Genomic DNA, 14,862 nt, shown 5'->3' on the forward strand with positions numbered 1-14,862 from the left:
GCAGGCTGGGGTCTTTCGCGGTTGATGTGGCGCGTTATCACCGGGAAACCCCAGCTTGCGCCGGGGTGACATACTTGGACGGGAGGGGTGTAGGACAGCGTTATTGGCGCTCGCCGATCCAGCGGCGGAACAGGTCGGTCCACTGGCGCTGCGGGCTGTCGACCGGCGAATGCAGCGCGCCCCAGCCATGGCCGCCCCGCTCGAACAGATGCGCCTCGACCCGCACTTTTGCGCGGCGACAGGCGGCGAGCATTTCGAGCGACTGGTCCACCGGGCAGATCGGATCGTCGACCGAATGGGCGAGGAACACCGGCGGAGTCTGCGGCGTGACCCGTGCGGGAATATTGTAGCGGCGATATACGGTCATCGGACCGTCGGGTTGGCCCGGACCGCCGCGGTCCATCGCGGTGATATTGGTGACCGGATACACCAGCCCGCTGAACGCCGGCCGGGCGGATTGCCGATCGGCGGCGTCGACCGGCGCATAGACCGGATCGTCATGCGCAACCGTCAGCGACCCCGCGAGATGCCCGCCCGCCGAGAAGCCGCAAATGCCGAGCTTCGCCGGATCGATGCCATAGCGCGCGGCGTTGGCGCGGATCAGGCGCATCGCGCGCTGGGCATCCTGCAGCGGGACGTCCTGCTGATTGTCCCATCCTTCGCCCGGCAGGCGATAGGCGAGCGCGAAGACAGTGATGCCGGCGGGGTTCAGCGCCCTGGCAACATCGATCCCCTCATTCTCGATCGAGACGAAGCCGTATCCGCCACCTGGGATCGACAGGACGGCGGTGCCGTCGGGCTTGGCCGGCCGGAACACGCCGACGATCGGATCGGACACGCCGCGCAGCCACAGTTCACGCATCTCGGGGCGGCCGTTCATCGACGGGGCATAGGTGGGTAGCGTCGTCCGGGCACCGGGCGCCTTGCCCGGCCACAGCCGGAAATGTTCGCGCGGGGGCCACGGGGTGAGCCGTTCGCCGGTCTGGGCCGGCTGGACCGCCGCCGCCTTCGCCGCCATCGGCAAGGCGAGGCCTGCCCCCAAGATGGTCCGCCGGTCGATCATCCGCTCCACTCCCTGCCTGTTTGCCGCAGCCTAACTGCATGGCGTGCGCAGGAAAAGCGACGCGTTGCCCAAAGCGCTCGACAATCCCCGGCGGGTCGATAGACCTTGGGGCAAGCCGGCCGGGGGTGCCGGGCATTGGGGGGATTGCGAGTGAAGCGTTTCGTCGTGGTGAAGGCTGTCGCACTGGCGGCGGCGGGGTTGCCGGCGCTTGCCTGGGCCAGCGAAACGCCACTCTATCAATCCGCGCCGGCGTGGGTCAGCGCACCGCCCGCAATCCCCGCGACACCGGTCGACGAACTGCCGCCGCTGGTGCTGCTCGATTTCCAGAAGCGGATCGAGGGCGACAAGCTGACGTCCTATGTCCATCAGCGGACCCGGATCGCGAGTGCGGAAATGCTGTCGCAGGCGGCGACGCTGGCGCTGCCCTGGGCGCCGGACAAGGGCGACCTGATCATCCATGCGCTCACCATCCTGCGGGGCGACCAGCGGATCGACCTGCTGGCCAAGGGGCAGAAGTTCACCGTATTGCGCCGCGAACAGTCGCTGGAGCAGCGCGAGCTGACCGGCATCCTGACGGCGACGCTGGCGGTGGAGGGGCTGGAGGTCGGCGATCTGCTCGACCTGCGGTTTTCGGTCACGGGTCGCGATCCGGCGCTGGGCGGGCGGGTGCAGGATGTGGTGGCGCTGCCCGCGCTGCCGCTGCGCATCGGCGCCGGGCGGGTACGGTATCTGTGGTCGGGCAACAGCGCGCCGAACTACAAGATCCTTGCCGATGGCGTTACCGCGACGCCGGTGCGGAAGGGCGACCTGTCCGAACTCAGTTTCGCGCTGCCCGCGCCGAAGCCCAAGGATATGCCGGAGGATGCCCCCGCACGCTATCGCCGGCCGCCGCTGATCGAGGTGGCAAGCTTTGCCGACTGGGCCGATGTGTCGCGGACCTTCGTACCGCTTTACAAGACCGACGGGCTGATCGCGTCAGGCAGTCCGCTGGCCGCCGAGGTCGCTGCGATCCAGAAGGCGGACGCGACGCCGATCGGCCGGGCGCAGCGCGCGCTGGAGCTGGTGCAGGACAAGATCCGCTATCTGGCGGTCGGGATGGATGGTGGGAACTATGTCCCGCAAACCGCTGCGAAGACGTGGGAAGTTCGGTACGGCGATTGCAAGGCCAAGACGCTGATGCTCCTTGCCATGCTGCACGCGATGGGGATCCAAGCGGAACCGGTCGTCGCCCATGTCGGGTTGGGCGATGCGGTGCCCGACCGACTGCCAAGCGCGGCGGCGTTCAACCATGTGTTCGTGCGGGCGACGATCGATGGTGAGGTGCTGTGGCTGGACGGGACCGGCAGCAATGCGCGCCTGGCCGACATCCATGACACGCCTGGCGTCGGCTATGTCCTGCCGATCCGGGCCGCCGGCGCGACGCCGATCCGGATCGAGACGCATCCCAACGCGCGCGCCATCGCCAGCGTGACGATCGACGCGGACGAAAGTGCGGCGGTCGACCTGCCCAGTGCGGTCAATGTAACGATGGTGACGCACGGCCAGATGGCGGCCCAGCTGCGCGCGGCGAAGAGCCAGATCGGCCCTAAGGAGCAGCGCGAGCTGATCTCGACGATCCTCCAACAGGCGGTCGGTGAGGGGCAGTTCGCCGATGGCACGATCACGCCCGATGCCGCGACCGGCGATGTGGTCGTACGGGCCAGGGGGGTGGTGAATACCAGCTGGGGCGTCGAGGACCGACGGCGCAAGCGGTCGCTGGGCGGGCAGCTGGCCGATATGAATTTCGTCCCCGATCGCAGCCGCCCGGACTGGAGCAATATCCCGGTCGCGGGGCCGCCGCTCTTTGGCGTGGAGCGGCATGTCCGGGTGAAGCTGCCCGATGGCGGACGCGGCTTCACGCTGGAGGGAACGGCGGACGCCGACCAGCGGCTGGCAGGCTTCGTCGTCAAGCGCACGACGCGGCTGCACGGCGGGACGATCAGCATGGACGAGCGGTTCGACGGAACCGGCGTCGAGGTGCCGGCAACGCGGATCGCGATGGAGCGCGACGCGGTGGCGACCGCCAAGGCCAATATCCCGCGCGTGGTCGCGCCGGTCGACACGCCGCGTCGCTGGACGCTCGATAGCGCGACGCTGGCCAAGGCGAGCCAGGTGCAGGCGATCCGCGCCGTCTATGGCAAGGCGATCGCCGCCGATCCTGACGAGATGAGCGGGTATCAGAGCCGCGCCGCGTTCGAAGCGGGGATCGGCAATTATCGCGCGGCACTCACCGATCTGGATAAGGTGATTGCGAAGGAGCCGACCGTCGACCTCTATGCCCAGCGTTCGCAGACCTATGCCAATCTGGGCGACCTGCCCAAGGCGCTGGCCGATGCCGAACGGGCACGCGCGCTGGACCCGGCCTCCTATCTCGCGATCGGGCAGGTGGTGCAGATGAAGGGCGAGATGGGCGATGTGAAGGGCGCGCAGGCGTTGCTGGACGAACGCATCGCGCTGGGCGGCGAACAGCGTGCGGTTCTGCGCCAGATGAAGGCCAGCCTGCTCGGCGATTTCGGCGATCCGAAGGACGCGGTGGCGCTGTTCGATACGCTGATCGCCGAAAAGCCGGGGTCGCCGGTGCTGTTGAACGGGCGGTGCTGGGTGAAGGGTACGCGATCGGTGATGCTCGACACGGCGCTGAAGGACTGTACCAGCGCGATCGAGCTGAGCAACGATACCCTCGCCGCGCTCGATAGCCGGGCGCTCGTCTGGTACCGGATGGGCCGGTATCCGGAGGCGCTGGCCGATCTCGACACGGTGCTGGCCGCCAATCCCGACATGGCGGCCAGCCGCTATGTCCGCGGCGCCGTGCTGAAGGCGATGGGGCGCGATGGCGAGGCGCAGGGCGAGCTGGCGCTGGCGCGGCGGATCAGCCCGACGATCGACCGGCAATATGCCCGCTATGGGTTCAAGATGTAGGAAGCGGTCGGTCCGAATGGAAAACGGCGGGGGATCGCTCTCCCGCCGTTTCCGCATCCAGCGATGTGCCGACCGGTCAGTCGAACATCTTGCCGAAGGCGCGCTTCGCGCGGTCCTTCCACGCACCGCGATGGTACGCGTCCGAGGCGAGGAGCGGCATGACCGACCCGGCCTCGGCGAACACCATCTGTTCGAGCGCGGTGTCGACCTTGCCCCAGCTGGCCGCTTCCTTCAGCGTCGACGACGAGCAGGCGCCGTCTCGCACGTCGGCGACGGTGATCTGCACCGCGTACTTGTGCATCTCGACATCGTCGTGACCGAGGATTTCGGCGCAGACCACGGTGTCCTGGATGAAGTTCTTCGGCACGCCGCCGCCGATCATCAGCAGGCCGGTGGTGCCCGCCTTGATCTTGATATCGGTCAGTTCGCGGAAGTCGGCGATGGCGTCGAGCACCATGTACGGCTTGCCTTCCTTCGCGCGGTCGACCTGGTGCTTGACCAGACCGAAGCCGGCCGAACTGTCGACGAACGCCGGGCAGAAGATCGGCACGTCATGCTCATAGGCGAGCTTGACGAGGCTGTTTTCCTTCTTGCCATGCGCCGACAGATACTTGCCCATCTCACGGATGAAGGCGCGCGACGAATAGGCCTTCGGCTCCAGCGAGTCGGCGATCTTGCCGATCGTGTGGTCGCAATCCTGCAGCTGTTCTTCGTCGATATAGGTGTCGTAGATACGGTCGATGTAGAGCGAGCGCAGCGTGTTGTCGTCGGGGATTTCCAGCGCCTGATAATGCTTGTGGCCCAGCCCTTCGAAGAAATCCATGTCGACGATCGACGCGCCGGTCGCGACGACGCCGTCGATCATGTTCGAGCGCAGGAGTTCGGCATAGAGGTCCATGCAGCCGCCGGCCGAGGTCGAGCCGGCGATCACGAGGAAGATCGAGCAGTCCTTGTCCTCCAGCATCTGGTTGTAGATGCGGGTGGCGCGCGCGAGGTCGCGGCTGGTGAAGCTCATCTTGCCCATGGCGTCGATGATTGGGCGGGCGTCGAACTTGGTGATGTCGACATGTTCGACGGTGGTCGAAAGCAGTTCGGCCTTGCGGGTGTCGTTGATCGTCGTGTCGGTCATGATGGTCCCATCATCATCGATAAGCCGTCGTCGTTATGGGGACGCGGAAACCCGGTTTGGCCTCCTGCCCACACATGCGGGAGGAGCCGATGGCGGTCGCATAGCGGCAAAGCCATGCAAAGCCCACCCCCGGCCCCTCCCGCATCGCTGCGGGAAGGGGGAGGTGGTCGATTAGAAGCGGCTGGTTACAGCTTGACGACGTTGTTCGACACGAACGCCGGAACCGGATCGAGTTCGATATACATCGACTCCATCGGTTCGTCGTCGGTCACGACGGTTTCGCCATTGCCGAAACCGTTGAACGCGGTCCGCATCGCCGAGCCATAGGCGCCGAGCATCCCGATCTCGAAATAGTCGCCGCTGCGGGTATCGGCCGGAAGCGGGAACGGGCCCTTCATCTGGTCGATGTCGTCGCAGGTCGGACCCCAGAAGCTGAAGTCCATGTCGCGGGCGTCCGATTCCGGCTGCCGCAGCAGCTGCACCGGATATTTCCAGCCGATATGCGCGGCATCGAACAGCGAGCCATAGGCGCCGTCGTTGATGAACAGCTCGGCCCCGCGACGATGTTCGACGCGGACGACGACCGACGCATATTCGGCGCACAGCGACCGGCCGGGCTCGGCCCACAATTCGGCCGAATAGCTGATCGGCAGGCTTTCGAACGCGCGGTGGATCGTTTCGAAGAAACGCTCCAGCGGCGGCGGGGTCATGCCGGGATAGCGCGACGGGAAGCCGCCGCCGACATCGATCACGTCGACGGTGACGCCCGCTTCGACGATGGCGGCGCGGACGCGCTCCATCGCACCCGAATAGGCGTCGGGCGACATGGTCTGGCTGCCGACATGGAAGCAGATGCCCAGCGCATCGGCGACCTGGCGGGTCGCGATCAGCAGGTCCTTTGCCTCACCCTGCGCGACACCGAACTTAGACCCGAGCGAAAGCTTCGCATATTCCGACGACACGCGCATCCGGACGCACAGCGTCAGGTCGGTCGCGCCTTCGGTGGCGGCGACGATCTTGTGCAGTTCGTCCATGCTGTCGAGCGAGAAGGTGCGCACGCCATGCTCGAAATAGGCTTCGGCAATCGCTTCCGGCGCCTTGATCGGGTGCATGAAGTGGCAGGTCGCGTCCGGCAGCGTCGACTTCACCAGACGAACCTCGCCGATCGACGCGGTGTCATAGTGGACGATGCCGTTGTCCCACAGGACACGGAGCAGGTCGGGCGACGGATTCGCCTTCACCGCATACATCGAGCGGCCCGGAAACTTCTCCACGAAGAATCGGGCGGCGCGCGCGGCGGCGTGCGGGCGAACGAGCGTGACCGGTTCGACGGGTCGGCGCTCTGCAATGTCGATCCCGCGCTCGAAGGAGGAGCTACGGGCGATAAAGGGGGCAGCTAGCCCCAGCGCGCTATAGTGCTTGGCCAATTCAAGGGACCTCCAATTGCCTTTCGGCATACGGTGACAAAAGCTGCCTTGCGGTTGGAAGTCCCATGGGGCAGCGGAGGCGCGATCTATGACCCACAAACCTTGATGTAAAGTGGTTGTGCGGCAGAAAGTGCAATTTATGACGATTATGCGACTACCGACCCGCGCCGGGGTGCGCGATGCCGCTGCGAAGATCGCGGAAATCCTGCCCCTATCTCCGCTTATGGTAAGGGAAATCAATGGTCTAGCCGTCGCTTTCAAGATGGAGGCGTTGCAGCCGGTCGGGGCGTTCAAGCTGCGTGGCGCGTGGCATCGCCTGACCGCGCTTTGCGACGAGTCGCGGGCTCGCGGGGTGGTCGCCTTCTCGTCGGGCAATCATGCGCAGGGGGTTGCATGGGCGGCCAAGCGGCTTGGAATTGCGGCGACGATCGTCATGCCGGCCGATGCGCCGCAGGCGAAGCTGGCGGCGACGATGGCGCTGGGTGCGGAAGTCGTCCGCTACGACCGCGCGACCGAGAGCCGGGAAAAGATCGCCGCCCATCTGGCCCATGCGCGCGGCGCGACGCTGGTGCCGAGCTTCGACGATGCGTGGGTGATCGAGGGGCAGGGATCGGCGGGGATCGAGGCGGCGGCGCAGATGGCGGCTGCGGGGCTTGCCGCCCCGGTGCGGGTCGTGGTGCCGTGTGGTGGCGGCGGTCTGGCGGCGGGGATCGCCCTCGCGCTGCCCGAGGCGGAGGTCGTGACGGTCGAGCCGGAGGGATGGGACGATATGCGTCGCAGCCTGGAGGCCGGGTGGATCGAACCGGTGGGCGATGCGCCGCCGCCAACCGCCTGCGACGCGCTGCAGACGACGCGCGTGGCCGAACGGACGTTCGACGTGCTGTCGCGGCGCGGCGCGACCGGCGTGGCGGTCAGCGAGGGCGAGATTGTCGAGGCGCAGCGCTGGGCAATGCGGCATCTGCGCACGGTGGTCGAACCGGGAGGCGCGGTCGCGTTGGCCGCCATCCTGTCCAGACGAGTGTCGGTGGTACCGGGCACGCTGGTGCTGGTGTCCGGCGGCAATGTCGATGCCGCCGCCTATGCCACGGTGCTGGCGGCATGACGCAAGGGCCGGCGGGTACGCTGCTCGCGATCCTGATGCTGGTCGCGGGGCTGCTGGTCGTGTTCGGCATCAGGATGATCGCGCGCGGTGAACGGCGCAACGGCATCCTGATGATCATATGCGCGGTGGTGATGGTCGGGAACGTCGCGATCTGGACCGTGTAGCCACGCCTTCGTTATTGGCGGGTCGAACTCATCGACGTGCCGGCATTGGCACGCTGGCGCAGCGCCTCGGCCGTCGCGTCGGCGGCGTCCGCGTCGATCTTCGCCCAGTCGGCGGCGGTATGGCAGGTGCGCATCGTCATGATCGACCCGGTCGCAGCTCCGCGACGGCAGATCTTCTTTTCGGGCGCCGGCTTTTCGATGGCAGGCGGCGTCTGTGCAGGGGCCTGAAGTGCAGTAGCGAGCAGGAGCAGGGTCAACATGGGCGGCATCCGTACGAAGGAAATGCCGTTAGTCTATGCCGGGTTTCCAATAGGGCAAGCTTGTTATGGTATCCGGTTGCGACGCGGCAAAGCCGCGTCGTCGGTCGGCGCAGTGGCGCCGCCAGCCGTGCTTGCCGCCGGGCGCGAATTAGCGTTGCCAATCCGCTGCACCGAGCTATTTGATCGGCGAGTTCGGGTCCAGCCGCATGTCCAGATACTTGTCCACGCTGCCCATCAGTTCGGGCATTTCGTTCTGGAAGAAGTGGTTGGCGCCGGGAATGGTGTCGTGATGGATCGTGATGTGGCGCTGCGTGCGCAGCTTGTCGACCAGCTTTTGCGTGGCGGCCGGGGTCACCACCTCGTCCGCATCACCCTGAATAATGATGCCCGACGACGGGCAGGGCGCGAGGAAGGTGAAGTCGTACATGTTCGCCGGCGGGGCGATCGAGATGAAGCCGCGGATTTCCGGGCGACGCATCAGAAGCTGCATTCCGATCCACGCGCCGAAGCTGACGCCCGCGATCCACGTCGTCTGCGCTTCGGGGTGGAAGCTCTGCACCCAGTCGAGCGCGGAGGCGGCGTCCGACAGTTCGCCGACGCCGTTGTCGAACGTACCCTGGCTCTTGCCCACCCCACGGAAGTTGAAGCGCAGGGTCGCGAAGCCGCGCCGCTGGAACGTCTTGTATAGTTCCTGGACGATGCGGTTGTTCATCGTGCCGCCCGACGAGGGGTGCGGATGCAGGATCATCGCGACGGGCGCACGCGGGCGCGGGGCGGGGGCGAAACGCCCTTCCAGTCGACCTTCGGGTCCGGGGAAGATGACTTCGGGCATGGGACGTCCTGTTATGATCTGGGCGCGCGGATGGCGCGACGGGAGTTGCCGGCTATATAGGCGCACGCAATCGGAACGGAAGTGTTTTGACGATCCGCATCTATCTGGACCATGCCGCGACCACCCCGATGCGGCCCGAAGCGATCGCCGCCGTGGCCGAGGGCATGGCGCGTTGGGCCAACCCGTCCAGCCCCCATGCCGAGGGGCGTGCGGCGCGGCGGGCGCTGGAGGACGCGCGGGCGCGGATCGCCGCGGCGCTGGGCTGGGACGGGGAAGTGATCCTGACCAGCGGGGCGAGCGAGGCACTGTCGATCGCGCTGCATGGCCATGATGCGGTCGCTACGACCGTCGAGCATGATGCGGTGCTACGCGTTGTCGGGGGAGAGCGGGTTCCGGTCGGTTCGGATGGACTGATCGCGCTGGCCGCGGTGCCGGAGGGGCGTCGCGTGGCGGTGCAATCGGCCAATAGCGAGACGGGGGTGTTGCAGCCTCTCGCGGAGGTTGCGGTGCGGGCCGGGGTGCTGGTCGCGGACTGTTCACAAAGCGCGGGCAAGCTGCCGCTGCCACTGGCCGACCTGATCGTGGTATCGGCACACAAGCTGGGCGGGCCGCCGGGGATCGGGGCGCTGCTGGTGCGCGACTTCGCGCTGCTTACGCCGACCGGCGGGCAGGAACAGGGCTATCGCGGCGGGACCGAGAATTTACCCGGCGCGCTGGGCTTTGCCGCCGCGCTGGAGGCGCCGCGTGACTGGTTGGCCGGTGTCGCGGCATTGCGGGCCGATCTGGATGCCAGGATCAGGGCCGGCGGTGGGGAGATCATTGCCGATACCTCTCCCCGGATTGCGACCATTGCCGCGTATCGCCTGCCCGGACGGTCGGCGGCGGCGCAATTGATGCGGCTGGACAGCGCAGGGTTCGCGGTGTCGGCGGGGAGTGCCTGTTCGTCGGGTACGCTCAAGACCAGCCATGTCCTGTCCGCGATGGGCATGGATGCCAGGGCGGCGAGCGAGGTGATCCGGGTCAGCTTCGGATGGAACACGACCGCTGCGGAGGTCGATGCCTTTGCCGCCGCGTGGAGTGCGATGGCGTGACCTATCTCGATTATCAGGCGACGACTCCGCTCGCTCCCGAAGCCTTTGACGCGATGGTGCCGTGGTTGCGCGATGCCCATGCCAACCCGCACTCCCCCCACCGCGAAGGTCGGCGCGCCAAGGCGGCCGTCGAGGTGGCGCGGGGGCAGGTCGCGGCGGCGCTGGGCGCGGACGGCGGGCGGCTGTTCTTCACCAGCGGCGCGACCGAGGCGGCAAACTGGGCGATTACCGGCACCTTCGAGCGGTTGCGGGCGCACCGGCCGAAAGTGGTGACGATCGCGACCGAACATGCCTGTGTCCTCGATACGGCGCAGGCATTGGTGATACGGGGGGCGGAGGTCGTGGTGCTGCCGGTCGGGCGGGACGGGCTGGTCGACCGCGATGCCGCCGTCGCCGCAATCGACGGGCGCACGGCGATCGTCGCGGCGATGCTGGTCAATAACGAGATCGGCGTGGTGCAGCCGATCGCCTGGCTGGGCGAACTGGCGCGGGCGGCGGGCGCGGTGATGTTTTGCGACGCGGTGCAGGGGTTCGGGCGGGTCGACCTGCCCCATGATGCCTGCGACCTGGTCGCGGTATCGGCGCACAAGGTGTACGGCCCGAAGGGGATCGGTGCGCTGTGGGTGCGCGAAGGGGCGGAACCGGCCACGATCCTGCATGGCGGCGGGCAGGAGGGCGGCCTGCGCTCGGGTACGCTCAGCCCCGCGCTCTGTGTCGGCTTCGGCGTTGCGGCAGGATTGCTGGATGCCGCGGACCGGTCGCACGCGACGCGGTTGTGGTCGGTCGCGCGCGGCATCCTGTCGGGGCCGGACTGGATGCTGCACGGCAGCGAGGATCGGCGCTGGCACGGAAACCTGAACGTGCGGATGGAAGGCCTCGACGTCGCGCGGTTGATGAGCGAGTGCCGCGCCATCGCTTTTTCCGCCGGATCGGCCTGTTCCAGCGGATCGGGCCGCAGCAGCCACGTGCTGCGCGCGCTGGGGCTTAACGAGCGCGAGGCGCGGTCGTCGGTGCGGATCGGTTATGGGCGCTACACAGGGGAGGAGGAACTGGTGCAGGCATTGCAGGCGATCGACCAAGCCGCGCGGGGGCAGCGATGATCGTTCGCTTCGTGCGCGCCAATGGACAGGTGGAGGAAGCGCGGGGGGCGTCGGGTGACCGGCTGCTCGATCTGGCGCAGGCGTATGACCTGCCGCTGGAGGGGACGTGCGGCGGGCAGATGGCCTGTTCGACCTGCCATGTCATCGTCGATCCCGCGGACTTCGCACGCATGGCTCCCGCGAGCGAAGAGGAGGAGGATATGCTGGACTTTGCGGAGGGTGCCGTCGCGACCAGCCGGCTGGCGTGTCAGATCGTGCTGGACGAATCGCTGGACGGCCTGACGGTGCGGGTGCCGGCGGCGGCGCGGGATGCGCGGCGGTAGCGTTCGGCGAGCAGGACGCCGAGCGCACCGGCGGCATAGGCCACGAAGTCCTTGGCGATCGAACCCGCTGCCCAGAATGATCCGCGCCCAGCGATTGCCGGCCAGGCCGATATGGTCGAGCAAACGGAAATACTGGCCGAACTCGATCGCGACGGCGGTGAGCAAGGCAAGCAGCGTTGCGGGCATCACGCCCAGCCGGGTGATCGTCCGCAGACCGGCATAGACCAGCACCACCGCCAGCGCATCGCCGACATAGGGCCGCACGATCGCATCGCGCACGAACAGCGCGATCAGGATTTCGCTCAGCAACAGCGCGCACGTCAGTGCGGCATATCCCCTGTCGAACCGCATCGCGTTCCTCCCGTATCGGCCCGTGCCATGGCGTGCGACGTGCCGCGATGCAACCGCTTGCCCCGACCCTGCCCCGCGGCCTAAAGACCCGCGATGACCGTGAACGTCGATATGGGGACGGACCCGGCGGGCAAGACCGTTCCCCTTGATCTCGAAGAATTATTGGCCACCCGACTGCTGGTGCAGGGTAATTCGGGGTCGGGAAAGTCGCATCTGCTGCGCCGGTTGCTGGAGCGCAGCGCCGGCCATGTGCAGCAGGTGGTGATCGATCCCGAAGGCGATTTCGTCACGCTGGCCGGCGCGTACGGCCATGTCGTGATCGAGGCGGCCGACCATAGCGAGCGCGAGGTCGCCAAGTTCGCGACGCGCGCGCGCGAACATCGCGCATCGGTGGTGCTGAGCCTGGAGGGGCTGGAGGCCGAAGGGCAGATGAAATGCGCCGCGTCGTTCCTGAACGCGCTGTTCGATGCACCCCGCGAGCATTGGTATCCGGCGCTGGTGGTGGTCGACGAAGCGCAACTGTTCGCCCCGGCGGGCGGCGGCGAGGTGGTCGAGGAGGTACGTCGCGCGTCGCTGTCGGCGATGACCAACCTGATGTGTCGTGGGCGCAAGCGCGGCCTTGCCGGCGTGATCGCGACGCAGCGGCTGGCGAAGCTCGCCAAGAACGTCGCGGCCGAGGCGTCGAACTTCCTGATGGGGCGGACCTTCCTCGACATCGACATGGCGCGCGCCGCGGACCTGCTGGGCATGGAGCGGCGGCAGGCGGAGGCGATCCGTGATCTGCAGCGCGGGCACTTCCTCGCGCTGGGGCCGGCGGTGTCGCGGCGTCCGCTGTCGATCAAGATCGGGCCGGTGCAGACCTCGGCGCGTAGCGGCAGTCCCAAGCTGACGCCGCTGCCGACCGCGCCGGTGGCCGACATCAAGGACCTGTTGCTCGCCCCGGTCGAGGCGATGCTGCCGCTGGGACCGCCGATCCGCCACGTCGCACCGCCGGAGGCAGTGGAGGCCGCCATCGCCGCGCCGCCCCGGCCGAGCGTCGCGCCCGACCTTCCCGAACGGTCGGCGGACGAAACCGACACGATCGTCGCCGATGTGCTGCGCGCGCTGGTGGAGGATGAGGGCGATCAGCAGCGCGCGGCGGCGGTGCTGTATCAGGATTTCGACGTGCGCTGCCGCATGGTCGGCTTGGGCCGGCCGCCGCTCGACCTGCCCGCTTTCACCCGGCGACTGGCCTGTGCGCGGGCCGGAATCTATGATGCGCCGGATGCGGACTGGGCACAGGCGCTGGCGATCGCCGATGTGCTGCCCGACGATATGCTGGGCGCGTTCATGTTGATCGCGCGGGCGGCGCGCGAGGGGCGGCCGTGCCCCAGCGATGCGGAGATCGCGCGGACCTATGGCACCAGCTCGCTGGGAAGGGTGAAGCGGATGCTGGCCTATATCGAGGGGCGTGATCTGCTGGTGTGCCGGATCGATCTTGCGGGGAAACGGTCGATCGCGCTGCCGCATCTGGGGTGGACGACGGAAGCGGCGGAAGCGGCGTAACGCTCCTCCCCGTGCCGGGGAGGAATTTAGTGCCGCCCGTACCGGTCCTTCAGCAGCCGCCATGCCGCGCGCAGGCCATATGCCTCGCCGCCCTTTGCCCGGCCCGGCTTCGCCGCCGCGCGCCAGGCGAAGGTGTCGAGATGCGCCCACACGGTGCCCGGCGTCACGAAGCGGCGGAGGAACAGTGCGGCGGTGACCGCGCCGGCCATGCCGCCTTCGGGCGCGTTGACCATGTCGGCGATGTCCGATTTCAGCAGGTTGTCATAGCCGTCCCATAGCGGCATCCGCCACAACGGGTCGCTCTCCGCGGTACCGGCGGCGAGCAGGTCGGCGGCGAGCGTTTCGTCGTTTGCGAAGGTCGCGGGCAGGTCAGGCCCCAGCGCAACCCGCGCCGCCCCGGTCAGGGTCGCGAAGTCGATCAGCAGTTCGGGCGTCTCCTCGCACGCGCGGGTGAGTGCATCACCGAGGATCAGCCGCCCTTCGGCATCGGTGTTGGTATTCTCGACCGTCAGCCCCTTGCGGCTGTTCAGCACGTCGCCGGGGCGGAAGGCGTCGCCCGACACGCTGTTCTCGACCGCGGGGATCAGCAGGTGGAGGCGGATCGGCAGGTGCGTTTCCATTACCAGCCCGGCGAGCGCGAGGGCGTGCGCCGCGCCACCCATATCCTTCTTCATCAGCCGCATTCCCGCCGAAGGCTTGATGTCGAGGCCCCCGCTGTCGAAGCACACGCCCTTGCCGACCAGGGCGACCTTTGGGTGCGCGGGATCGCCCCAGGTCAGTTCGATCAGGCGCGGCTCGCGGCCCTTCGCCGCCGCCTTTCCGACGGCGTGGATCATCGGATAGCCGGTTACGAGGTCGCGGCCGGTGGTGATGGTGACGGTCGCGCCGTGCGCCTGGCCCATCGCCTTCGCTTCGGCGGCGAGTTCGGCGGGGCCGAGATCGGCAGCGGCGGTGTTGACGAGATCGCGGACGCGGGCGGTCGCGGCGGCCTGGCGCAGCGCTTCGTCGATCTGCGCCGGATCGCGCGACAGGAGGATGCGCGGGGCGTCGTCCTCCGCCTTCCGATACCGGGTGAAGCGATATTGCGCGGTGGCCCAGCCGAGCTTCGCTGCGCCCGGCGTGCCGGTGGCGAGGCGGTAATTGCCGGGCGGGAGCTGGGCGGGGAGGTGGGCGAGACACCAAGGAGTCAGCGTCGTGGTGTCGGCGACGATGGTTACGACGGACCAATCGTCGGGCTGCTCGCCGGGCAGCGTAGCGACCTTGCCGGGCTTTGCGGTGAGGCGTTGGGCGGTGACGGCGGCGCGGATGCGCGGGGGTTGCCGTATCAACCACGTGTCGAAGCCGGCAGGATCGATCAGGTGGAGAGTGTGGGCGTCCTGCCCCCGGTCGGCGGTGATCGTCGGTGTCATGAGGTGGATGTAGGACCGACCCATGGATCAGCGCAATCCTCCCCGGCACGGGGAGGGGGACCAGCGAACCTGGTGGAGAGGGGTGCCCTCCTCCACTACGCGTGCGTT

The 14,862-nt window shown here is 67.9% G+C and carries 13 protein-coding genes and 1 pseudogene; 7 read left to right on the forward strand and 7 right to left on the reverse strand.

From position 1 onward, the window contains the following. Positions 1–100 precede the first annotated feature (100 nt). On the reverse strand, positions 101–1,063 hold the full coding sequence (locus QZ755_RS03560; RefSeq protein WP_294319820.1) for an alpha/beta hydrolase: 963 nt from the start codon (positions 1,061–1,063) through the stop codon (positions 101–103). A gap of 150 nt (positions 1,064–1,213) precedes the next feature. Here QZ755_RS03560 and QZ755_RS03565 point away from each other — a divergent pair, with 150 nt between their 5' ends. Continuing rightward, positions 1,214–4,021: a DUF3857 domain-containing protein gene (locus QZ755_RS03565; RefSeq protein ID WP_294319821.1), complete on the forward strand. Its 2,808-nt coding sequence runs from the start codon at positions 1,214–1,216 to the stop codon at positions 4,019–4,021. A gap of 76 nt (positions 4,022–4,097) precedes the next feature. Here the strand turns inward: QZ755_RS03565 and QZ755_RS03570 are convergent, their stop codons facing one another. After that, positions 4,098–5,150 carry a deoxyhypusine synthase gene (locus QZ755_RS03570; protein WP_294319823.1) on the reverse strand — a complete coding sequence of 351 codons (1,053 nt, stop codon included), beginning with the start codon at positions 5,148–5,150 and terminating at the stop codon, positions 4,098–4,100. Positions 5,151–5,335: 185 nt separating this feature from the next. After that, the gene (locus QZ755_RS03575) at positions 5,336–6,577 is read right to left on the reverse strand and encodes a type III PLP-dependent enzyme (RefSeq protein WP_366509156.1); all 1,242 of its coding nucleotides are present in this window, start codon (positions 6,575–6,577) and stop codon (positions 5,336–5,338) included. 139 nt (positions 6,578–6,716) lie between these two features. Here QZ755_RS03575 and QZ755_RS03580 point away from each other — a divergent pair, with 139 nt between their 5' ends. Further along, complete coding sequence (locus QZ755_RS03580) at positions 6,717–7,679, forward strand: pyridoxal-phosphate dependent enzyme (RefSeq protein ID WP_294319825.1); 963 nt, start codon at positions 6,717–6,719, stop codon at positions 7,677–7,679. Further along, positions 7,676–7,843: a hypothetical protein gene (locus QZ755_RS03585; protein ID WP_294319827.1), complete on the forward strand. Its 168-nt coding sequence runs from the start codon at positions 7,676–7,678 to the stop codon at positions 7,841–7,843. Before QZ755_RS03580 ends, QZ755_RS03585 begins: the two co-directional genes overlap by 4 nt. An 11-nt stretch (positions 7,844–7,854) precedes the next feature. On the opposite strand, the gene QZ755_RS03590 is transcribed toward QZ755_RS03585, so the two are convergent. Together QZ755_RS03590 and QZ755_RS03595 are read right to left on the reverse strand one after the other, a co-directional pair. Continuing rightward, entirely contained in the window at positions 7,855–8,103 is a 249-nt protein-coding gene (locus QZ755_RS03590; RefSeq protein WP_294319828.1) for a hypothetical protein, read from the reverse strand. 175 nt (positions 8,104–8,278) lie between these two features. Continuing rightward, positions 8,279–8,935, reverse strand: a complete 657-nt coding sequence (locus QZ755_RS03595; protein ID WP_055784189.1) for an alpha/beta hydrolase — start codon at positions 8,933–8,935, stop codon at positions 8,279–8,281. A gap of 86 nt (positions 8,936–9,021) precedes the next feature. On the opposite strand from QZ755_RS03595, the gene QZ755_RS03600 reads away from it, so the two are divergent. The 3 genes from QZ755_RS03600 to QZ755_RS03610 are packed head-to-tail and all read left to right on the forward strand — an operon-like array spanning position 9,022 to position 11,449. After that, on the forward strand, positions 9,022–10,026 hold the full coding sequence (locus QZ755_RS03600) for an aminotransferase class V-fold PLP-dependent enzyme (RefSeq protein ID WP_294319831.1): 1,005 nt from the start codon (positions 9,022–9,024) through the stop codon (positions 10,024–10,026). Next, complete coding sequence (locus QZ755_RS03605; protein ID WP_294319833.1) at positions 10,023–11,126, forward strand: cysteine desulfurase family protein; 1,104 nt, start codon at positions 10,023–10,025, stop codon at positions 11,124–11,126. Before QZ755_RS03600 ends, QZ755_RS03605 begins: the two co-directional genes overlap by 4 nt. Continuing rightward, entirely contained in the window at positions 11,123–11,449 is a 327-nt protein-coding gene (locus QZ755_RS03610) for a 2Fe-2S iron-sulfur cluster-binding protein (RefSeq protein WP_294319834.1), read from the forward strand. The genes QZ755_RS03605 and QZ755_RS03610 overlap by 4 nt, the downstream gene beginning before the upstream one ends. Positions 11,450–11,566: 117 nt before the next feature. On the opposite strand, the pseudogene QZ755_RS15380 reads toward QZ755_RS03610, so the two are convergent. Beyond that, positions 11,567–11,800, reverse strand: a pseudogene (locus tag QZ755_RS15380) (DUF2809 domain-containing protein); the annotation flags it as partial. A 93-nt stretch (positions 11,801–11,893) separates the two neighbouring features. Here QZ755_RS15380 and QZ755_RS03620 point away from each other — a divergent pair. Continuing rightward, positions 11,894–13,345, forward strand: a complete 1,452-nt coding sequence (locus tag QZ755_RS03620) for an ATP-binding protein (protein ID WP_294319838.1) — start codon at positions 11,894–11,896, stop codon at positions 13,343–13,345. 26 nt (positions 13,346–13,371) lie between these two features. Here the strand turns inward: QZ755_RS03620 and QZ755_RS03625 are convergent, their stop codons facing one another. Next, positions 13,372–14,754, reverse strand: a complete 1,383-nt coding sequence (locus QZ755_RS03625; RefSeq protein WP_294319840.1) for a leucyl aminopeptidase family protein — start codon at positions 14,752–14,754, stop codon at positions 13,372–13,374. Positions 14,755–14,862: the final 108 nt, after the last annotated feature.

The sequence above is a fragment of the uncultured Sphingomonas sp. genome, assembly GCF_913776855.1.
GTDB lineage: Bacteria > Pseudomonadota > Alphaproteobacteria > Sphingomonadales > Sphingomonadaceae > Sphingomonas.